The sequence below is a fragment of the Amycolatopsis sp. NPDC003865 genome (assembly GCF_053605345.1).
Genome location: NZ_JBSGJA010000017.1, coordinates 108,332 through 127,507, shown reverse-complemented (window position 1 = coordinate 127,507; position 19,176 = coordinate 108,332). Strand labels below are relative to the sequence as shown.

General features: G+C 73.0%; 17 protein-coding genes. 7 read left to right on the top strand and 10 right to left on the bottom strand.

Annotated elements, in window-relative coordinates; translation table 11 throughout:
* Positions 1-18: 18 nt before the first annotated feature.
* Both ACWEVP_RS34045 and ACWEVP_RS34040 read right to left on the bottom strand, forming a co-directional pair.
* On the bottom strand, positions 19-1,632 hold the full coding sequence (locus ACWEVP_RS34045) for a sigma-54-dependent Fis family transcriptional regulator (protein WP_452066678.1): 1,614 nt from the start codon (positions 1,630-1,632) through the stop codon (positions 19-21).
* A gap of 101 nt (positions 1,633-1,733) precedes the next feature.
* Positions 1,734-2,558: an urea carboxylase-associated family protein gene (locus tag ACWEVP_RS34040; RefSeq protein WP_452066677.1), complete on the bottom strand. Its 825-nt coding sequence runs from the start codon at positions 2,556-2,558 to the stop codon at positions 1,734-1,736.
* Positions 2,559-2,702: 144 nt separating this feature from the next.
* On the opposite strand from ACWEVP_RS34040, the gene ACWEVP_RS34035 reads away from it, so the two are divergent.
* Positions 2,703-3,836, top strand: a complete 1,134-nt coding sequence (locus ACWEVP_RS34035) for a hypothetical protein (protein WP_452066676.1) — start codon at positions 2,703-2,705, stop codon at positions 3,834-3,836.
* Between the two features lie 82 nt (positions 3,837-3,918).
* The gene (locus ACWEVP_RS34030; RefSeq protein WP_452066675.1) at positions 3,919-4,575 is read left to right on the top strand and encodes an HNH endonuclease family protein; all 657 of its coding nucleotides are present in this window, start codon (positions 3,919-3,921) and stop codon (positions 4,573-4,575) included.
* On the opposite strand, the gene ACWEVP_RS34025 is transcribed toward ACWEVP_RS34030, so the two are convergent.
* Complete coding sequence (locus ACWEVP_RS34025; RefSeq protein WP_452066674.1) at positions 4,572-5,315, bottom strand: fructosamine kinase family protein; 744 nt, start codon at positions 5,313-5,315, stop codon at positions 4,572-4,574. The two genes, ACWEVP_RS34030 and ACWEVP_RS34025, sit on opposite strands and share 4 nt — an antisense overlap.
* Positions 5,316-5,369: 54 nt before the next feature.
* Here ACWEVP_RS34025 and ACWEVP_RS34020 point away from each other — a divergent pair, with 54 nt between their 5' ends.
* Positions 5,370-5,726 (top strand): MmcQ/YjbR family DNA-binding protein, encoded by a 357-nt coding sequence (locus ACWEVP_RS34020; protein ID WP_452066673.1) that lies wholly within the window; start codon positions 5,370-5,372, stop codon positions 5,724-5,726.
* Here ACWEVP_RS34020 and ACWEVP_RS34015 read toward each other — a convergent pair.
* The 5 genes from ACWEVP_RS34015 to ACWEVP_RS33995 form a co-directional block, all read right to left on the bottom strand.
* Positions 5,651-6,544 carry a GNAT family N-acetyltransferase gene (locus ACWEVP_RS34015; protein WP_452066672.1) on the bottom strand — a complete coding sequence of 298 codons (894 nt, stop codon included), beginning with the start codon at positions 6,542-6,544 and terminating at the stop codon, positions 5,651-5,653. The genes ACWEVP_RS34020 and ACWEVP_RS34015 overlap by 76 nt on opposite strands.
* A gap of 7 nt (positions 6,545-6,551) precedes the next feature.
* Positions 6,552-8,624: a putative Ig domain-containing protein gene (locus ACWEVP_RS34010; protein WP_452066775.1), complete on the bottom strand. Its 2,073-nt coding sequence runs from the start codon at positions 8,622-8,624 to the stop codon at positions 6,552-6,554.
* A gap of 106 nt (positions 8,625-8,730) precedes the next feature.
* A complete protein-coding gene (locus tag ACWEVP_RS34005; protein WP_452066671.1) occupies positions 8,731-8,952 on the bottom strand; it encodes a hypothetical protein in 222 nt (73 codons plus the stop codon).
* Between the two features lie 200 nt (positions 8,953-9,152).
* Positions 9,153-10,724 carry an acyl-CoA synthetase gene (locus ACWEVP_RS34000; RefSeq protein WP_452066670.1) on the bottom strand — a complete coding sequence of 524 codons (1,572 nt, stop codon included), beginning with the start codon at positions 10,722-10,724 and terminating at the stop codon, positions 9,153-9,155.
* Positions 10,725-11,000: 276 nt separating this feature from the next.
* Positions 11,001-11,591 carry a hypothetical protein gene (locus tag ACWEVP_RS33995; protein WP_452066669.1) on the bottom strand — a complete coding sequence of 197 codons (591 nt, stop codon included), beginning with the start codon at positions 11,589-11,591 and terminating at the stop codon, positions 11,001-11,003.
* Between the two features lie 56 nt (positions 11,592-11,647).
* On the opposite strand from ACWEVP_RS33995, the gene ACWEVP_RS33990 reads away from it, so the two are divergent.
* Positions 11,648-12,013, top strand: coding sequence for a DUF488 domain-containing protein (locus ACWEVP_RS33990; protein WP_452066668.1), 366 nt, complete (start codon positions 11,648-11,650; stop codon positions 12,011-12,013).
* Between the two features lie 2 nt (positions 12,014-12,015).
* Here ACWEVP_RS33990 and ACWEVP_RS33985 read toward each other — a convergent pair whose 3' ends face one another.
* The gene (locus ACWEVP_RS33985; RefSeq protein ID WP_452066667.1) at positions 12,016-14,355 is read right to left on the bottom strand and encodes a glycoside hydrolase family 2 TIM barrel-domain containing protein; all 2,340 of its coding nucleotides are present in this window, start codon (positions 14,353-14,355) and stop codon (positions 12,016-12,018) included.
* 76 nt (positions 14,356-14,431) lie between these two features.
* On the bottom strand, positions 14,432-15,466 hold the full coding sequence (locus ACWEVP_RS33980; protein WP_452066666.1) for a LacI family DNA-binding transcriptional regulator: 1,035 nt from the start codon (positions 15,464-15,466) through the stop codon (positions 14,432-14,434).
* Positions 15,467-15,616: 150 nt separating this feature from the next.
* Between ACWEVP_RS33980 and ACWEVP_RS33975 the strand changes: the two genes are divergently transcribed.
* The 3 genes from ACWEVP_RS33975 to ACWEVP_RS33965 are packed head-to-tail and all read left to right on the top strand — an operon-like array spanning position 15,617 to position 19,171.
* Positions 15,617-17,134, top strand: a complete 1,518-nt coding sequence (locus ACWEVP_RS33975) for a sugar ABC transporter ATP-binding protein (protein ID WP_452066665.1) — start codon at positions 15,617-15,619, stop codon at positions 17,132-17,134.
* Positions 17,131-18,171, top strand: a complete 1,041-nt coding sequence (locus ACWEVP_RS33970; protein ID WP_452066664.1) for an ABC transporter permease — start codon at positions 17,131-17,133, stop codon at positions 18,169-18,171. The genes ACWEVP_RS33975 and ACWEVP_RS33970 overlap by 4 nt, the downstream gene beginning before the upstream one ends.
* Positions 18,164-19,171, top strand: a complete 1,008-nt coding sequence (locus ACWEVP_RS33965; RefSeq protein ID WP_452066663.1) for an ABC transporter permease — start codon at positions 18,164-18,166, stop codon at positions 19,169-19,171. The genes ACWEVP_RS33970 and ACWEVP_RS33965 overlap by 8 nt, the downstream gene beginning before the upstream one ends.
* The last annotated feature ends 5 nt before the right edge of the window (positions 19,172-19,176 follow it).

Sequence of the window (19,176 nt, the reverse complement as noted above, 5' to 3'; positions counted from 1 at the left end):
ATCCCGGACACTCCGAGGTCAGCGGACCCGCAGGGCGCGCATCCGGTTGTAGAGCGTCGAGCGGCTGATGCCGAGCTGCTTGGCCGCCCGCACCTTGTTGCCGTCGCACGCCCGCAGCGTCCGGACGATCACGTCGTACTCCGCCTGCTCCCAGCCGCTCAGCGCGCCGCCCGGAGCCGTCTCCGCGCAGCCCGGTGCCACGTCCTCCGCCGTCACGTCGCCCGCCGAACGGCGGTCGGCCGCGCCCGCCAGTACCCCCGCCAGCTCGCGGAGGTTGCCCGGCCACCGCTGCGAGCCCAGCAGCTCCAGCGCGCCCGGGGTCAGCCGGAGGGAGTCGCCGAACCCGCGCAGCAGCGCGCGGGCGATCGCCGGGATCTCGTCGCGGCGCTCGCGCAGCGGGGGCAGCTCGATCCGCCGGTGCATGCGCGCCGCCAGGGTCGCCTGCTCGCCGCGCAGCTCCGACGGCGGGCCGCTGAGCAGGGCGAACCACGCCGTCGTCGTGTCCAGCAGGCGGGCGAGGCGGGCCACCGCCAGCGGCGGCAGCAGCTGGATGCCGTCGACCACCAGCAGGCCGCTCAGCGACGCCGCCGCCTCGACCCGGGCGCACCACCCGGCCTCGCCCGCGACGACGTCGGACGCGTCGAACTCGTGCAGCGGCTCGTCCCCGGCGACGACCCGCGCCGCTGTCGTCCGGCCCGCGCCCGGCTCGCCGGAGATCAGCACGCGCCGCCGGGCCCGGCCCGCGCCGCGGAGGCGCTCGTCGATCTGGGCGGGGAACAGTCCCCGCGCGGCCCGCGGGCGCGACACGACCGGGCTCGCCGTCCGCACCGGCGCCAGCTCGAACAGCAGCCCGGCGTTCGCCGAGACCGCCTCCACGCGCACCTCGACCGGCGTGCCCGACGTCAGCCGGAGCCGCCGGAGGCCGCGCCGGGTGCGGCCCAGCTCGCGCAGCAGCCGGTGGTCGGCGGTGTCGACCAGCTCGGTCGCCGCCGTGTTGGCCAGCACGACGTCCTGGCCGAGCGCCAGCACCGCGCACGCCCGGTGCTGCGCCGACTGGAACGCGGCCAGCAGCTGCTGCTCGGCGAGCTTGGCGCCGTCGAGCAGCCGCCGTTCGATGTCGGCGACCGCGCGGCGCAGGAACGGGCCCAGCAGCGGGTTCGCGTCGCCGGCCGGGCCGGTGATGTCGAGGACGCCGGCGAGCCGCCGCGTCGCCGGGTGCACCACGGGGTGGCCGTAGCAGGTGAACTGCTTCATGGCGTCGAGGAAGTGCTCGTCGCCGTCGACGGAGACGCCGCGGCGCGTCTCGAACGGCGTCGCGAGGGAGTTCGTCCCGGTCCGTTCCTCGAGGAACTGGCAGCCGGGCACCGCGCTGATGGTCTCCAGCGCCACCTCGACCGACCGCTCGCTGAACCGGCGGGCCACGATCCGGCACTCGTCGTCGGCGAGGATGACGCAGAAGCGCGTGCCGGCCAGCTGCCGGGCCAGCTCGTCCAGCACCGGCGAGGCGGCCCGCAGCAGCCGGCTGCGGCTGTCGACGTCGGCGACGTCCAGGCGCTCGACCGACGACGCCGGCGAGAGCCCGGACAGCTCCGCCCGCCGCCACGACTGCGCGATCTCGGTCCGCAGGTCCACTCGCACTCCTCGTCGAGCCGGTCGGTGTCCCCGGACTGCCATCATCACACGCGGCGCAAGCGAGGTGAACCGTCCCGGCGGATTCCGTTGCGGCGCAACCGTTAGGCGCCCCACTCCGGCAGCCGGACGCCGTGCAGGCCGCGGTAGGCCGCGCGCTCCGGGGTGCGCCGGCCGTCGAGCAGGCCGTCGCGCGGCTTGAACACCTCGACGCCGATCGGGTGGCAGACGTCGATCGGGTCGCGTGCGCCCGGTCCCCAGAGCGGAACCGACAGGTCGCCGCCGGGACAGGTCGACAGCGCGCACAGCAGGTCCAGCTCGGCGAAGAACTCGAAGTGGTCGCCGGGACGGGCGGGGCAGGCCTTCATGAAGTACCGGTCCTCGTCGTTGAGCCCGGTGCACTGGAAGACGTTCAGGACGTCGTGCACGTCGAATTCGGTGAGCCCGAACGGGGCGACCGCGCGCACCAGGTTCGAGTGGCAGTGGAAGTCGAAGTCCTCGCCGGTGAGCATCCGGTTGACGTAGGGGTCGCAGCGGGTGCCGAGCAGGTCGTGCACGCGGCCGCCCTCGGCGTCTTCGCCGTAGTGCTCGAGGGTGTCGGCGGTGATCGTCGCGAGCGGGCGGAGGAAGGGGAGCGTCGACCAGAGCCGGTCGAACGTGCTGACGTGGGCGCGCTGGAGCTGGCGCGTGCGCGCGGCCCAGAAGCGTTCGCGGGGGTCGGCGGCGTTCCACAGGTTGAGGTCGCCGACCTGCGGGCCGTCGACGGTCTTGAGGCGGCAGAGGTGGCCCTCGGGCACCCGCCACGCGCGGCCGGAGCGGATGGGGACCTCGAAGGCGTCGACGAGTTCCCGGCCGTCGTCCTCGGCGAGCCGCCGGTAGAACTCCCGGTCGACGTCAAGCGCGCGGCCCTGGTAGGCGGCTGGGGGCATCGGGTCTCCCTCGTGCGGTGTGGGTGCGCTCCAGCATGCCCCGGCTACGCACGGTGGTGTTCGACCACTCGTTCGGCTGCTGGGGCGCCGACCGGTCCGCTCCTACCGTCGAGGGAGCTCTACTCGTGGGAGGAGTGACCGGCGGTGCTCGTGGCCTTCCAGCGCACCGGTGACGAGCGGCGCCTGCCCGCCGCGGCGGAGCACCTGGTGGAGTTGCTGCGTTCGTGGGGGCGGGGCCCGGACCACTTGCCGGGGCTGGCGCTGGCCGGGATCACGGTCCCGAGCCGGCACGGGCCCCGGCTCGTGGACGCGCTGGTGTTCACCCGGTCGGGAGTGGTCGTGATCGCGGCGCACGAGCCGGGGGCGGCGGTCTCGCCCGGGCCGCAGGAGCGGGCCGGGGCGGGGGTCGCGGCGGCGAAGGGGGCGCTGGCCGCGCACGACGGTGGGCGGTACGTGACGGGGCTGGTCGCGGTCGTGCCGCCGGTCGCGGGCGGGGAAGTGGTGACCAGGCTGGCCGAGCCGGGCACGCCCGAGGTCGGGACGGCGGAAGAGCCGGCCGGGACCGGCACGGGTTCGCCGGATCGAGGCCGGGTCGACGACCCGGCGGCCACCGGGCGGGATCCGCGCGAGGAAAGGCCGCCCGACCCACGAGAGCCGGGGGTGACCCGTTCCGGGGAACCGCCGGCGGCCACCCGGGCCGAGCACCCCGGACCGGAGACCCCCGCCCCACGAGAGCCGGCGGCGACCCGGTCCGGGGAACCGCCGGCGGCCACCCGGGCCGGGGAACCGCCCGCGGCCACCCGGGCCGAGCACCCCGGACCGGAGACCGTTCCGCACCCCCGCGAACCCGAGTCCGTTCCTGGCGTGGCCGTCGTCCTCGCCGATCCGCGGAGCCTTCGGCGGATCATCGGGCAGCACAACCGCTGGCGCACCGTCTGGTCCGCCGACGACGTCCTCGACGCCTGCTACGCCCTTTCCCTGGCCCACCTCGCCCCGCCGCGGTCCGCCCTCCTCGCCGACGGCTTCCCGGCCCGCATCCCCAGCCGGTCGCCGCTGCCCGTGCTCCCCGCCGTGGTCGACGTCCCGCCCGAGCCGGCCCCACCACCGGAGGAGGACCCGCCCCGCCCGCGGATCCCGGCCCAGCGCGGTCAGGCCGTCTTCCCGCGGCAACGGCCGATCCGGCTCGTGCCGTGGGCTCTGCTGTTCGTGCTCACCGTGCTCGTCGCGGCGGGCGTCGTCGCCGCGGTTTTCGTCGCGCAGGTCTTCCATGGCTCGTGAAGTTCGCGCCAACTAGGCCATCTGCACCGTTTCCCCGCATCGCCGTCTGGGCACCTCCCGGTAGACGTGAAAGGGGTTCACGATGCCGCGCACCCGAGCGCTCGTCCTGCTGGCCGTCCTCACCGGTGCTTCCCTCGCCGGCTGCAAGGTGCCGAACGACCTGGCCGCCGGGAGCCAGCCGTCCGGCACGCAGCAGGCTCCGCCCATCGCGCCGGCCGAGGCGCGCGCCCAGCTGGCGAAGCTGCAGATCGCCGTGCGCGGCACCATGGACGGCTACAGCCGTGACAAGTTCCCGCACTGGGACAAGGTCGACGGCGCCTGCGACACCCGGGAACAGGTCCTCAAGCGCGACGGCAAGGACGTCACCACGAACGCCGACTGCGCCCCGAAGTCCGGCACCTGGGTCAGCGCCTACGACGGCGAGACCTGGCACAAAGCGTCCGATGTGGACATCGACCACATGGTCCCGCTCGGGCAGGCCTGGGTCAGCGGCGCGAAGAAGTGGACCCAGGAACGCCGCGAGCAGTTCGCGAACGACCTGATCCGCCCGCAGCTGCACGCCGTCACCGACAACCTCAACGAGCAGAAGAGCGACAAGGCCCCCGACCAGTGGAAGCCGCCGCTCGTCTCGTACTGGTGCACCTACGCCACGGACTGGATCGTGGTCAAGAGCAACTACGGCCTGACGATCACGGTCCCGGAGAAGACGGCTCTCGAAACGATGCTGCAGCGCTGCTAGAACGACCGCGCCGCCGCGCGCGCCCGGCCGGCGTACGACTGTCCGAACAGGACCGTGTGCACCAGGAGCGGGAACAGCTGGTGCAGCCCGATCCGGTCGCGCCAGCCGTCGGCCAGCGGCGCGGCCTCGTCGTAGGCGGCGAGGACGCGGTCGAGGTGCGGGCAGCCGAACAAGTGCAGCATCGCCAGGTCCGTCTCGCGGTGCCCGCCGTGCGCGGCGGGGTCGATGACCCATGCCGAGCGCCCGTCCCACAGGACGTTGCCGGTCCACAGGTCGCCGTGCAGCCGCGCCGGCGGCTCGGCCGACGGCGGGATCCGGGCGCACGCGCGCTCGAACAGCGCCGCGTCGGCAGCGTCGAACGTCCCCGCGTCGACGGCCCGCCGGACGTACGGCAGCACCCGGTCCGCCGCGTACCACGACGCCCAGTCGCCGGCCGCGACGTTCTTCATCGGCGCGAGCCCGATCCACGCGTCGGCGGGCCCGCCCGGGGGAGGCGAGCCGAACGCGGGCGCGCCGGCCGCGTGCAGTCCCGCCAGCCCGCGACCGAACCCCTCCGCCGCGGCCGCGGACGGACGCCCGGCCGGGACGCGGTCGATGACCAGCGTGTCCTCGTCCTGGCCGCGCACCTCCGGCACCGGCACGGTGCCCGCGGATGCCAGCCAGCGCAGGCCCGCGGCCTCCGCGGCGGTCGCGCCGGGCGCGTGTCCCCGCTTGACCACGACGTCACGCGGATCGCTCATGTCCCGCACGGTACCGGCGCGCTACGGTGGTCGCCGGAGACAGGGGAGCGACAGGTGACGGTCACGGTCCGGAAACTCGAACTGCTGCTCGGCCGGCTGGCCGAGGTCCAGCGGTCGGAGGCGCGCGACTACTCGTCGTTCGGCGTGCGGGGCAAGCGGTTCGGCTACTTCTGGCCGCGCACCCGGACCGTCGGGCTCAAGCAGGAGATCTCCGAACAGCTCGCCCTGGTCGCGGAGCGGCCCGACGTCTTCGAGGTCCAGTTCACCGCCGGCGGCTTCGGCTGGGTCGTCGTGTACCTCGACAAGATCGACGCCGACGAGCTGGCCGAACTGCTCTACGAGGCGTGGCGGCTGTCGGCGCCGGAAGAGCTCGTCGAGGAGACGCCCTTCACCAGGATCGCCCGCGCGTAGAGCAGGTCGAACCCCTGCCGCTGGACGTTCTGCTGCGACTTCGACCCCGGCTGCGTGGTGACGACCGCGATGTCGCACCCGACGGCGGCGGCCGCCGCGAGCCGGGCGCGCACCAGCGCCGTCTGCACGCCCCGGCGGCGGTGCGCGGGCAGGGTCGCCGCGCTGGACAGCTGCGCGATCCCGCCGGTGAACCGCAGCCCGGCACCCCCGGCGAGCTCGCCGTCGCGTTCGGCGGCGAACCGCAGCATGCCGGGCATGTCGCGCAGCGCGTTGACGATGGTCTCGCGGGGGAAGTCCTCGTGCGAGGGCAGGCCGTCGGTGTCGGCGACGGCGGAGGCGTCGGTCACGACGGACAGCCACGTCTCGAACTCGTCGTCCCCGGAGTGGCGGACGTCCTCGGGGAAGGCGGTCTCGCCGACCCGGCGGCCGAGCACGTTCTCGTAGTTCTCCAGCCGGTACCCCCGGCCGGTCAGGAAGCGGCCGACCGAGGCGTCCGCCAGCTGGGACAGTTCGATCTGCACCGGTGCGCCGAGCTCGGCGAAGGCCTGCTCGACCTCGTCCAGCGCGTCCGGCAGGCCGTCGAAGCCGAGCCCGGCGATCTTGTTGAACGGCGAATCCGCCTCGGCGAAGCTCGCGACGCCGCCGGCGAGCGGCCACGCGAACCCGGCCGAGTCCCCGCGCCGCGCGCGGGCGGCGTCGCTGCTTTCGGTGACCAACCGCGCTTCCGCGCGCTCGATGCGCGCGGCGAGTGCGGTGTCGCAGAAGAGCCGTTCCCCGTTCACGTCCCCAGACTGGCGGACGCGGACGGGGAACGTCATCCGGTTTTCAGCCTTCCACGCGGTGCGAGGCCCAGAACGACGTCAGGTCGGTCGACCCGGCCGCCGCCTGCGCCGCGGCCTTGAACTCGGCCGTGGTCGACACGCCGTACCAGTGCGACTGCGCGTACGACTTCAGCAGGTTCGCCATCGCCGTGTCGCCGATCGTCCGCCGCAGGTCGTGCAGGGTGCACTTGCCGTAGTTGTAGACGACCGTCGAGTACCGGGACGAATGCGCGTCCCAGTAGGCCATCGAGTTGGTCAGCTTTTCCGCGCTCGACTGCCACGTGATGCCGCAGCCGCTGCCGGTGATCCCGCGGTAGAGGTCGGTGGCGTAGTCGGTGAAGCTCTCGTCCAGCCACGGGGAGGTGTACTCGTCGTCGCCGACGATCCCGTAGAACCACTGGTGCGCCAGCTCGTGCGGGAGCGCCGTGGTCGACACGAGGTCGAGCACGAAGCCCGGGTACTCCATGCCGCCGAACCAGAAGTTGTTGTCCAGCACCACGTCGACCTCGCCGTACGGGTAGTCGCCGAAGCGGCCCGAGTGGACGTCGATCGAGTCGGCGGCCAGCGTCAGCATCTGGTTGGCGCTGCTGGTGGAGATCCCGCTGACCGAATAGACGTTCACGCGCACGCCCTTGCCGGACGTCGTGGTGATCTTCGCGAACGGGCCCGCGGCCCAAGCGAAGTCACGGACCTTCGACGCCACCGCGTGCGTGGTCGTCGTGCTGCCGCTGGTCGTCTCGGTCGACGTGCCGGTGGCCGGGGTCAGCAGCGACGTCGGGTGCACCAGCGTGACGTCGAAGTCGCCGATCACCGTGTAGAACGACTCGCCGTTGTTGGTGTACGGGTCGAGGTGCCAGCCCGCGCCGTCGCGGACCGCGAGCACCGGCAGCGCGTTGCCGATCATGTTGTACGCGCCGTCGTGGCCGAACCGGTCGGCGCCGCCGGGCACCACGACGCCCAGGTCGAACCCGATCGTCGCCGACTGCCCCTGCGCCAGCGGCGAAGGCAGCGTGATCTTCATGGCCGTGCAGTTCACGCTCAGCGCCGAGGGCGTCCCGCCGGTGACGTTCGTGACCGTGATCGGCGTCGTCGGGCAGCTGCCGTGGTAGTTGTCCCAAAGCCGCAGGTAGACCTCGGGCAGCGCGGTCGCCGAGCCGTTGGTGAAGGTGACGCTCTGGTGGCCGGTCCACGTGTCGCCCGCGGTGTTGGACGTCAGGGTGACCGTGTAGGCGGGGTTGATCGGGGTGCGGGTGGAGTCCGCGGGGGCCGCGGTGATCGTCCACGCGAAGGTGGCGCTGCCGCTGTTGCCCGCCGGGTCCTTGGCGGTGACGGTCACCGACGACGTCCCGGCGGTGGTCGGGGTGCCGGTGATCTTGCCCGTGCTCGCGCCGATGGCGAGCCCCGCGGGCAGCCCGGTCGCGCTGTAGGTGAGCGCGTCACCCTGCGGGTCGCTCGCCTGGACCTGCAGCGACACGGCCTGGCCGACGGCGCCGGACTGGGCACCCGGCGACGTCACGACCGGCGACTGCGGGTTCTGCGAGCCGGTGGTGGTCAGCGAGAAGTCGTCGAGGAGGAAGTTCGTCGCCAGGCTCGAGTCCTCGGTCCCGGTGACCTTGAGCGTGACGGTCTGGCCCAGGTAGCGCGACACGTCGACCGTGCGCTGGACGTACCCGGTGTTCTTGTCGAGGTTGGAGTAGCTCGCGAGGGTGTCGGTGCCCGCCTGCACCACCAGCTTGTCGTAGGCGGTGCCGGTCGTCGTTTCCTTGGTGTCGACGTGCGCCCACCAGGACAGCGACGCCGACGCGCAGCCGGCGGGCAGCGTCAGCGACTGGGACAGGGTGTCGGTGTGCGTGCTGCCGTAGCCGTCCAGCCAGGCGTCCATCGTCCCGCCGTGCGCGGGCTCCGCCGAGGTGGCGGCGGAGATCACGCCACTGGTCTGGGTCCACGGCGCGGTGCCGCTCTCGAACCCGCCGTTGCCGACGACCTGGTCACCGCAGGCCGCGGCGGCCTGGGCCGGCGTGGCGACGACGACCGTGCCCAGCAGGCACACGGCCGCACCGAGCGCAGCAGAAAGCACCCTCGATCTCATGGGGGGAGTCCTTTCCCGGCCCCGCCCGTCGGGGCCAGGGAAAGCGTGCGCTGCCGCCGGGTCGGCAACAACCCGCCATGAGTCGGGTTCCGCGTCAGGCCTGCTGGAGCACGTTCAGCAGGATGAAGAGCAGGACGAGGGCACCGGCGACCGCGACCAGGGCCGACACGCCGGAGCGGATCATCTCCCCGAAGCCCTTCGCGGTCCGGGCCCGGTAGGCGGAGTAGTTGGCGCGGGCCTCGCGGGCGCTGTGGACGCGGCTGCCGACGAGCAGACCGGCGCCCAGGGCGAGCAGGACGGCGAGTAAGACGGACACGGGAGATCCTTTCGCGGTTCGGGAACGGGGAACGGCCTCATTACTAGACCCGACGGACGCCGCGCGCCATGGCTTTCGGGTATCTCGTTTCCGGGCCGGTCGGCCCTGGTGGGACGGCCGGCCCGCGTTCCTCGGAAAGGGCAGGCCGGCAGCCGACGGTATCCGCGGTGTTCCCTGCCGCGCAAGGAGTTTTCGGTGGTTCAGCCCTCGGCCGCGAGTCCTTTGTGTCGTTCCCGCAATTCTCGCTTGACGATCTTTCCGCTGGGATTCTTGGGAAGCCGGTCCGCGAAGACGACGTACTTGGGACATTTGTAACCGGCGAGGTGTGTCTTTGCGTGGTCGATCACTTGCGCAGCGTCGAAAGTGACGCCCTCGCGCGGTACGACGACCGCGGTCACCGCTTCGATCCAGTGTGGATGCGCGATCCCGAACACGGCGACCTCGGCGACGCCGTCGAGCAGGTACAGCGCCTCTTCGACCTCCCGGCTCGCGACGTTCTCGCCGCCGGTCTTGATCATGTCCTTCTTGCGGTCCACGACGGACAGGTAGCCGTCCTCGTCGACGACGCCGAGGTCGCCGGAGTGGAACCAGCCGGCGCGGAACGCTTCGGCGGTCTTGTCGTCGTCGCGGTAGTAGCCGAGGGTGGCGTGCGGGCTCCGGTGCACGATCTCGCCGATTTCGCCGGGAGCCACCGGGTTGTCCTCGTCGTCGACGATCCGCGTCTCGACGTTCAGCGACGCCCGCCCGGCCGACCCGGCGCGCGCCAGCTGTTCGTGCGGGCGCAGGATCGTCGCGAGCGGCGCCATTTCGGTCTGGCCGTAGAAGTTCCACAGCTCGACCCCGGGCAGGCGCCGGCGCAGCTCGCGCAGCACCTCGACCGGCATCGCCGACGCGCCGTAGTACCCCTTGCGCAGACTGGACAGGTCGGTCCGGTCGAAGTTTTCGTGGCGCAGCAACGAAATCCACACCGTGGGCGGTGCGAACAGCTTCGTCGCGCGCTCCCGTTCGACGGCGGCGAGCAGCGCGGCCGGGTCCGGGCCGGGCAGGATCACGCTCGTCGCGCCGAGGTAGACGTCGACGGAGAAGAAGCAGTCCAGCTGGGCGCAGTGGTACAGCGGCAGCGAGTGCACCTCGACGTCGTCGGCGCTCATGCCGCCGTCGATCACGCACGAGACGTACTGCGCGATGAGCGACCGGCTCGACAGCAGCACGCCCTTGGGCCGCGACTCGGTGCCGGAGGTGTACATGATCCGCAGCGGGTCGTCGTCGGCGACGAGGACGTCGGGTGCTTCGGCGTCCCCTTCGGACAGCCAGCCGGTCACGTCCTCCCACTCGCCGCCGCCGCTGTTCGGGATGCGGCCGCGGACGACGTCGGTGCGTTCCGCAAGTTCGAGGGCCTTGGCGGCGGTCGGCTCGAGGGCGTCTTCGGTGACGAACGCGGCGACCTCGGCGTGCCGGAGGATGTAGGCGATCTCGTCGGCGCCGAGCATGAAGTTGACCGGCACGAGCAGAACGCCGAGCTTGGCGGTGGCGAAGGCGAGCGCGCCGTACTGCCACGAGTTGTGGCTCAGCACCGCGAGCCGGTCGCCCTTGCGCAGACCGCGGGCGGCGAGGGCGTGGGCACACCGGTTGGCGGCGGCCTCGAACCCGGCGAAGGTGAGCCGGGTGTCCCCGTCGACGACGGCGAGCTTGTCCGGCAGCCGCAGGGCGGTCCGGCGGAGCAGGTCGCCGACGGAGTGCTGCCGGGCGCGGTCGACGAGGTGCTGATCCATCCGCGCAGTCTCACCTCGCGCCGGGCGATCCCGCAACTGTCCCGTTCGTCGTGTATGCGGCGGAGTGTCCGGGTGTAGGGATCTTTTACGGCGGGTCGCGAGCTTGGGGTGACCGACAGGGGCGGCCGCGTGCGCGGTCGTGGCACCGTCCGGCGGCATGGCCGCGAACGCCGCGGCGGACTGCTCAGCCCGGGAGGTTCGCGAGGGCGCGGGCGGCCGGGTTCCGAGCGGGCGGTAGCCGGCCTGGGCCGCGAGCTGGGGTGGCCCTTCGTCCGTTCAGCGGGCGCTGTCGTCGATCTGCACGCGGTAACCGGCGCGCAGCACGGCGATCGTGGCCGGTGGGGTGAGGACCGGGACGGTCCCTGCCCGGGGCAGCCGCTGCCGCCGGCCGTAGCCCTCGGTCGTCCACCCGGTGAGGTGGCCGTCGACCTTGAGCTCGGGGTGGTCGCCGCGGAGCACGAAGACGCCGTCCGGGAGCCCGGCCCAGTCCAGTTCGTGGAGACGCCGGGTGCGGGTGCCGCGGACCAGGCGTTCGGCGTGCAACCGCCGGTTCATCTCGCCGGCCGACGGGCGTCCGGCCCAGGCGTCGCGGTAGGCGGTGTAGGCGGGACGGCGGCACTCGCCGCAGGGCCGGTGCCCGGCGGCGAAGGAGACGGCTTCGTCGTGGAAGTACAGGTGGGTGTAGCGGTTCGGCAGCCACTGCTCGCGCCACCGGTCCTTGAAGGTCAGCGCGCAGGTGATCCACAGGTCGCCGCCGTGGAACCGGACGATCTCGTGGCCTTCGTGCAGGACGCCCCGGTTGCCTGTCCACGCCCCGCGCAGCGGGACGTCGACGATCTCCCCGGCCGGGGTCACGCGGTTGCGCACCAGGTCACGGCCTTCCTCCGGTGGCGGCGCGCGCGGGCGCACCGCAGAATGCGCGCATGCAGCCGACGGTCGTCCGGGTGGCGCGCCTGGCCGACCCGGCCGGGCCCGCCGATGGCGTCCGCGTGCTCGTGGAGCGGCTCTGGCCGCGCGGCACGGCCCGCACGGCGGTCGTCCTGGACGGCTGGTACCGCGGGCTGGCGCCCTCGGACGAGCTGCGCACCTGGTACGGCCACGATCCGGCGCGGTTCGGCGAATTCGCCGAGCGGTACCGCGCGGAGCTGCGGGAGCCCGATCGGCTGGCGGCCCTGGACCGGCTGCGCGCACTGGCGGCGGGCGGCCCGGTGACGCTGCTGACGGCGAGCGGCTCGCCGGAGATCAGCCAGGCCGCCGTGCTCGCCGAAGTGCTCGCCGGCGCCGGCTGACCTCACGAGCGCGGCCCGCCTTCGGAGCCGCCGGCGCTCACCGTCGCGGTGGCCGTGCCCAGCGAGTCGTGCTTCGCCGTCAGCGCCAGCACGCCGGGCGGTCCCGCGAACGGCCGCAGCCACACCGCCGCCGCGCCACCGGTCGCGCCCAGGTCCAGCACCGGGTCCCCGACCAGCTCGCCCGGCCCGGTCAGCGCCAGCGTCACCTTGCCCGTCGCCCCCGCGCGCACCGTCCCGAAGCGGTCCATCGCCGACACCACCACCCGGGTCGCGTCGGCGCCGTCCGCGCGCAGCCGCGCGTCGTCCGGGACGCACCCCAGCACGTCGCGGCTCCGGTCGCCGCTGAAGCGCCGGGAGAGCACCAGCCGGTCACCGACGTAGCCGTCGATCCGCAGCTGGGGCCGCTGCCCGCGCGGCACGACCAGGTCGGTGGCGAACGGCGGGTACCGCAGGTGCGGGAAGTCCGCCCGGCGGCTGCGCGCCGCCCCGGCCGGGCGGTCGTCGAGGAACAGCAGGAGCCGGTCGCAGTTGGACCAGATCGTCACGTCCCGGCCGGGCCCGGCCGGCGACGCCGTGAAGTCCCACGCGAACCCCGGTTCGACCACCGCCCGCGCCCGCGGATCGCCCTGCGAGGCGTAGAACGCGGCCGCGGGCTTCGGGATCCGGAAGATGTCCGAGACCCCGGCGAACTTCGAGCCGCCGACCGACCGCTGCCAGCCCGACGGGTAGTCGAACGCGCACCAGGCGAGCAGCCCGCAGTAGCGGTCGTCGGCGGCGGCCAGGTCGTGGGCCTTCGCGTGCAACTCGGCCTGCAGCTGCTGGGTCGCAGCCGGATCCGTGCGGCGGTAGGCGCGGGCGCCCGACAGGGTGCCGATCGTTTCGCTCACCAGGTACGGGAGACCCGCGCGCGGCGGGCGTAGCTGAAAGGGAGCGCCGCGGCGGGCGGTGTAGTCGTTGTAGGCGAGGACCTCGACGTCGCTGCCGGCGAAGCGTGTCCCCGTCCAGGTGGCCAGCGCGCCGCTCGTCGGCCGGGACGGGTCGAGGCGGCGCGCGAGCCGTCCGGTCCGGCCGTACATCGCCGTCGTGCCGTTGGCCTCGTTCACGCGGGTGCCCCAGACGACGATGCTGGGGTGGTTGCGGTCGCGGGTGATCATGCCCGCGACGTCCCGGAGGTTCTGCTGCTGCCAGGCGTCGTCGCCGATCCGGCCCCAGCCGGGGATCTCCTCCCAGACCAGCAGGCCCAGCTCGTCGCAGGCGTCGAGGAACGCGCTCGACTGCGGGTAGTGCGAGCACCGGACCATGGTGCAGTTGAGCTCGCGCCGCAGGATTTCGGCGTCGCGGCGCTGGACGCGGTCGGGCATGGCGCCGCCCGCGAACGGGTACCACTGGTGCCGGTTGAGGCCGGTCAGCTTGAGGCGGCGGCCGTTGAGGAAGAAGCCGTCCGGGGTGAACCGCGCCTCGCGGAACCCGATCCGGACCGTCCGCTGGTCGAGCAGCACCGGCCCGGACCGGGCGGTGACCACGACGTCGCACAACGCCGGATCGTCGACGTCCCACAGCCGGACCGCGCCGAGCCCGCGCACGTCGAACTCGGCGGTGGTGCCGGCCACCGTGGCGGTGCCGTGGGCCAGCTCGCGGCCGGCCTGGCGGACCGACGCGGTCACCTGGGCCGCGACCGGCGCGTCGAGCGTGCAGGTGAGGTGCAGCGACCGGCCGGGGGAGAGGACGTCGGCGGGCCGGGCGAAGACGTCGGTCAGCCGGATCCGCGGCACCGGGCCGATCGCGGCCGGGCGGTAGATCCCGGCCGGCTGGTAGAAGTCGATCACCGACGGCCCCGCGCTGTGCGGCAGGTTCGGCGGGACGTCCAGCGCCCACCGCCCGTCGACGACCACGGCGAGCACGTTGTCGCCCGGCACCACCCCGGGCAGCGCCACCTCGAAGGGGAGGTAGCCGCCTTCGTGGGTCGCGACGGGGACGCCGTTGAGGAACACCGACGCGTTCGTCATGACGCCGTCGAACCGGGCGGTGAAGCGTTCGGCCGCGGCCACCGTGAAGTGCTTGCGGTAGATCCACCGGTCCTGCCAGGTCGCCGGGTCCCAGCCGGTCCACGACAGCGGCGTCACGCAATGGGGCAGCTGCACCGGCGAGAGGTCGATTTCGTCGAAGCCGAGCTCGGTGCAGCCCTCGTCGTACCGCCCGAACAGCCAGAAATCGCCCAGCCGCGCGGAGTCCGGCCCGGGTGCGGCGTGCCCGGCCGACCCGGCGACGGCGGCGCCGAGCAGCGCGGCCCCGCTCGCGGCCAGGAACCCGCGCCGGGTCAGCCGCGGGTGCGAGTCGGCCATCGACGACCTCCGTGCTCGGGCTCCCCTGGGATATCGCTCGTGCCCGGTAGGACGTCACAAACGATCAGCGGGTTGCTCAGCGCAGGGTCGAGGCGCGGACCACCAGCTCGGGGGTGAAGACGACCTGCCGGTGTTCGTGCCCGGGCTCGGCCTCCGCCAGCAGCAGTTCCGCCGCCGTGCGCCCGAGGCGGCGCCGGGGCTGGCGGACCGACGTCAGCGGGACCGCGGCCGCCGCGGCGAACTCGATGTCGTCGTACCCGACGATCGCCAGGTCCCGCGGGACGCGCATGCGCAGGTTCGCGCACGTCTGGAGCAGGCCGAGGGCGACCAGGTCGTTGGCGCAGAACGCGGCGGTCGGGCGGATCGACGCCGGGAGCCCGGCCAGCCGTTCGCCCGCGCCGCGGCCGTCGGCCACGGTCAGCGCCGTCGTGGTCAGGTCGACCAGGTGGCCGGGTCCGAGCCCGGCCGCCGCCAGCGCCCGCAACGCACCCAGCCGCCGGTCGCGGACCTGCCCGACCGTGGTGTGGTTGCCGATGAACGCGATCCGGTCGTGGCCCTGCTCGATCAGGTGCCGCACGGCGATTTCGCCGCCGTAGACGTCGTCGACCGCGACCGAGCAGTGGGTCGTGCCGCCCGGGGTGCGGTCGACGACCACCACCGGCGTGCCGCGGCGCGCGATCTCGCCCAGCAGCGGGGCGTCCGGGTCGACCGGCGTGATGAGGATGCCCTGCACGCGCTGCTGTTCGAGGCGGCCGAGGTAGGCCGCTTCCCGGGACGGCTGGTGCGCGCTGTTGCAGAGGAACAGCGAGAGGTCACCGGCGTCGGCGGCGTCTTCCATGCCGGCGGCGACGTCGGTGAAGAACGGGTTGCTGCCGTCGAGCATCACGTAGGCCAGCACGCGGCTGCGCCCGGCCCGCAGCTGGCGCGCGGATTCGTTGCGCACGAACCGGAGCTCGGCCATCGCGGCTTCGACCTTGGCGCGCGTCGCGGGGCTGACGCGGTCGGGCCGGTTGAGCACGTTGGACACCGTCCCGAGGGAGACGCCGGCGGCCGCGGCGACGTCCTTCATGCCCGCCGTTTTCGGCTCGGCACCGGACTCCTGGACGGTCATGTGCGCCCCCCTTTGAAACGTAACATCATCACGAGCTGGCCGGTCTGGAAGCCGTTTGGCCACGGTTGCGCGGATTCATTGACTTGTTCTCCAGCCGCATAGTAGCGTCACCGCGCCAGGTTTGTGAAACCTTTCAATCCGGAGGTCGCGATGACGCGCCCACACCCGGGCCGGGCCCCTCTGCTGGAGGTGCGCGGCGTGACGAAGTCGTTCGGCGCGGTCGCCGCGGTGGCCGGCGTGAGCTTCGGTCTGCACGCGGGGGAAGCCCACGCACTGGTCGGGGAGAACGGCGCCGGCAAGTCCACGATCGTGAAGATGCTCGCCGGGGTGCACAAACCCGACGACGGCACGCTGCTGCTCGACGGCGAGCCGGTGGAGTTCGGCTCGCCCGCCGACGCGAAGGCCGCCGGAATCGCGGTGATCTACCAGGAACCCACGCTGTTCCCCGACCTGAGCGTCGCCGAGAACATCGTGATGGGCCGCCACCCCCGCAAGAGCCTGGGCCGGATCGACCGGGCGGCGATCCGCGAAGAGGCCGACCGGCTCTTCACCCGCCTCGGCGTCCGGATCGACCCCGCCCGCCCCGCGCGTGGCCTGTCGATCGCCGACCAGCAGATCGTCGAGATCGCCAAGGCGCTCAGCGCCGACGCCCGCGTCCTCGTGATGGACGAGCCGACCGCCGCGCTGAGCCGCGTCGAGGTCGACCGGCTCTTCGCCGTCGCGCGGACACTGCGCCAGGAAGGCGCGGCGATCATGTTCATCTCCCACCGCTTCGAGGAGATCACCGAGCTCTGCCAGCGCGTGACGATCATGCGCGACGGCAGGCACGTCTCCACCGACCCACTCGACGACGTCACGGTCGACGACATGGTCAAGCGCATGGTCGGCCGAGACCTCGACGCGCTGTTCCCCAAGCAGGAGGTCGAACCGGGCGCGGTCGTGCTCGAAGTCGAAGGCCTGGCCCGCGAAGGCGTGTTCCGCGACATCTCCTTCTCGGTGCGCGCGGGGGAGATCGTCGCGTTCGCCGGGCTCGTCGGTTCCGGGCGGTCCGAAGTGGTCCAGGCGGTGTTCGGGGTGGACGAACGGGACGCCGGTGTCGTCAAGGTCGGCGGGAAGAAGCTGAAAGCGCATTCGTCGCGGGCGGCGATGGCCGCCGGGATGGCCCTGGTTCCGGAAGACCGCCGTCAGCAGGGCCTGATCATGGACCTGTCGATCGAGCGGAACGTGACGCTGCCGCGGTCGCGCGCGCTCGCCAAGCTCGGCTTCCTCACCGGCGCGGGCGAACGGCGGGAAGCCGGGCACTGGACCGAGCGCCTGCGCACCAAGTACCGCCGCCTCACCGACCCGGTCGGCACGCTGTCGGGCGGCAACCAGCAGAAGGTCGTGCTGGCCAAGTGGCTCGCGATGGCGCCGAAGGTGCTGATCGTCGACGAGCCGACGCGCGGCATCGACGTCGGCACGAAGGCCGAGGTGCACCGGCTGATGTCGGCACTGGCGGCCGAAGGCGTCGCGATCGTCATGGTGTCCTCGGAACTGCCCGAGGTGCTCGGCATGGCCGACCGCGTGCTCGTCATGCGGGAGGGCCGGCTCGTCACCGAGCTTTCCCGCGCCGACGCCACCGAGGACGCCGTCATGTACGCCGCGATGGGGCAGGGAGCCGCCGCATGACCGTCACGAAGGAGGCTCCCGTGACCGGCGCGTCGACCGTCCACTCCGGACGCTCGTGGACCGCGAACGTGGTCAAGGCCCGCGAATCCGGCATCGTGCTGGCGCTGATCGTCCTGGTCGCGTTCACCGCGACGCAGAACTCCCGGTTCCTGTCCGGGCAGAGCATCCGCGACATCCTGCTCGGCACGGCCATCCTCGCGGTGCTCGCCGTCGGGCAGGCGATCGTGATGATCACCCGCAACATCGACCTGTCGGTCGGCTCGGTGCTCGGCCTCGCCGCCTTCGCCGTCGGGACGCTGATGCGCGACAACCCCGGCCTGCCGGTGATCGTCGCCGTGCTGGCCGGCCTCGGCGTCGGCGCGGTCTGCGGGCTCGTCAACGGCGCGCTGGTGCGGTTCGGGCAGGTGCCCGCGCTGGTCGTCACGCTCGGCACGCTCTACGCCTACCGTGGCGTCAGCTACTTCTGGGCCGGCGGGCAGCAGATCAACGCCGACAAGCTTCCGGCGTCCTTTTTGGACTTCGGGACGGCGTCGCTGCTCGGCGTGCCGTGGCTGGTCCTGATCGCGGTGCTCGTCCTGGTCGTCGCCGGGATCGTGCTCCGCAGCTACCCGGCCGGGCGCGAGCTGTACGCGATGGGGTCGAGCCCGCAGGCCGCGCGGCTGGCCGGGATCCGGGTCGGCCGCAACACCACCGCCGCCTTCCTGGTCAGCGGTGCGCTCGCCGGCCTGGCCGGAGTGCTGTTCGCCGCGCGGTTCGGCACCGTCGACGCGGCCGCGGGCACCGGCTACGAGCTGAACGTCGTGGCCGCGGCCGTCGTCGGCGGGGTCGCGGTGTTCGGCGGCAGCGGCTCGGTCTGGGGTGCCGGCCTCGGTGCGCTGCTGCTGACCGTCATCGGCAGCGCCCTGGCCGTGCTCGACATCAACCAGTTCTGGCAGCAGGCGATCGTCGGCGCGCTGATCCTGCTGGCCATCGGCGCCGACCGGCTGGTCGCGGTCCGGGTGGCCAAGGCACTGAAGAAGAGGGACGCCCATGTCTGACCGAGGGAACCGGTTCTCCCGGCTGCTCAGCTGGGACGCCGCCGTCGTACTCGTGACGGTGGTCGTGCTGATCATCGCCTCCGGTGCCGTCGAGAACTTCGGCACCAGCCGCAACTTCACCTTCCTGCTGCTCGACCTGCTCCCGATCGCGCTGGTCGCGCTGCCGATGACGTTCGTCATCGTCACCGGCGAGATCGACCTCTCGGTCGCGAGCACGCTCGGGCTGACGTCGGCGGTGATGGGCTCGCTGTGGGACGCGGGGATGTCGATCGAGACGATCATCCCGCTGTGCATCGTGCTCGGCGCGGTCCTCGGCGCGCTCAACGGCTTCTTCGTCACCGTGCTGAAGCTGCCGTCCCTCGCGGTCACGATCGGCACCCTGGCCCTCTACCGCGGCCTGGCGTTCGTGGTCCTCGGCGACGGTGCCGTCGCCGACTTCCCGCGGGACTACACGAGCTGGGTCACCGGGACCATCGGTGCCGGCCCGATCCCGAACGTCCTGCTCCCGCTGGCCGTGGTCGCCCTGATCTTCGGCGTCGTGCTGCACGCGACGCCGGTCGGCCGCGGTGTGTTCGCAGCCGGTGCGGGCGAACAGGCGGCCCGGTTCGCCGGGATCCGCACCGGCCGGCTCAAGTTCTGGCTCTACGTCGTCAGCGGCGCGGTCGCCGGCCTCGCGGGGATCCTGTGGACCCTGCGCTACTCCAGCGCCCGCGCCGACAACGGCTACGGCCTCGAACTGGCCGTCGTGGCCGCCGTGCTCCTCGGCGGCGTGTCCATCTTCGGCGGCAAGGGCACGCTCCCCGGCGTGCTCGCCGGGGTGGTCCTGCTGGCGTCGCTGCAGAACGCGCTGCGCCTGCAGGACGTGTCGAACGAAGCGCTCAACATCGTGACCGGCGTGCTGCTCATCGTGTCGGTCCTGCTGCCCAACATCGTGTCCTCGGCCCGCACGGCGCTCCGGCGCCGGCACCGAGCGACCGCTCCGGTATCCCCAGAAAGGTGACGAAG

Excerpts from the sequence above, each read along its gene's own strand:
- ACWEVP_RS34040 (WP_452066677.1), bottom strand. The coding sequence starts at position 2,558 with ATGCCCCCAGCCGCCTACCAGGGCCGCGCGCTTGACGTCGACCGGGAG.
- ACWEVP_RS34030 (WP_452066675.1), top strand. The coding sequence starts at position 3,919 with ATGCCGCGCACCCGAGCGCTCGTCCTGCTGGCCGTCCTCACCGGTGCT.
- ACWEVP_RS34025 (WP_452066674.1), bottom strand. The coding sequence starts at position 5,315 with ATGAGCGATCCGCGTGACGTCGTGGTCAAGCGGGGACACGCGCCCGGC.
- ACWEVP_RS34015 (WP_452066672.1), bottom strand. The coding sequence starts at position 6,544 with ATGACGTTCCCCGTCCGCGTCCGCCAGTCTGGGGACGTGAACGGGGAA.
- ACWEVP_RS34000 (WP_452066670.1), bottom strand. The coding sequence starts at position 10,724 with ATGGATCAGCACCTCGTCGACCGCGCCCGGCAGCACTCCGTCGGCGAC.
- ACWEVP_RS33990 (WP_452066668.1), top strand. The coding sequence starts at position 11,648 with ATGCAGCCGACGGTCGTCCGGGTGGCGCGCCTGGCCGACCCGGCCGGG.
- ACWEVP_RS33985 (WP_452066667.1), bottom strand. The coding sequence starts at position 14,355 with ATGGCCGACTCGCACCCGCGGCTGACCCGGCGCGGGTTCCTGGCCGCG.
- ACWEVP_RS33980 (WP_452066666.1), bottom strand. The coding sequence starts at position 15,466 with ATGACCGTCCAGGAGTCCGGTGCCGAGCCGAAAACGGCGGGCATGAAG.
- ACWEVP_RS33975 (WP_452066665.1), top strand. The coding sequence starts at position 15,617 with ATGACGCGCCCACACCCGGGCCGGGCCCCTCTGCTGGAGGTGCGCGGC.
- ACWEVP_RS33970 (WP_452066664.1), top strand. The coding sequence starts at position 17,131 with ATGACCGTCACGAAGGAGGCTCCCGTGACCGGCGCGTCGACCGTCCAC.
- ACWEVP_RS33965 (WP_452066663.1), top strand. The coding sequence starts at position 18,164 with ATGTCTGACCGAGGGAACCGGTTCTCCCGGCTGCTCAGCTGGGACGCC.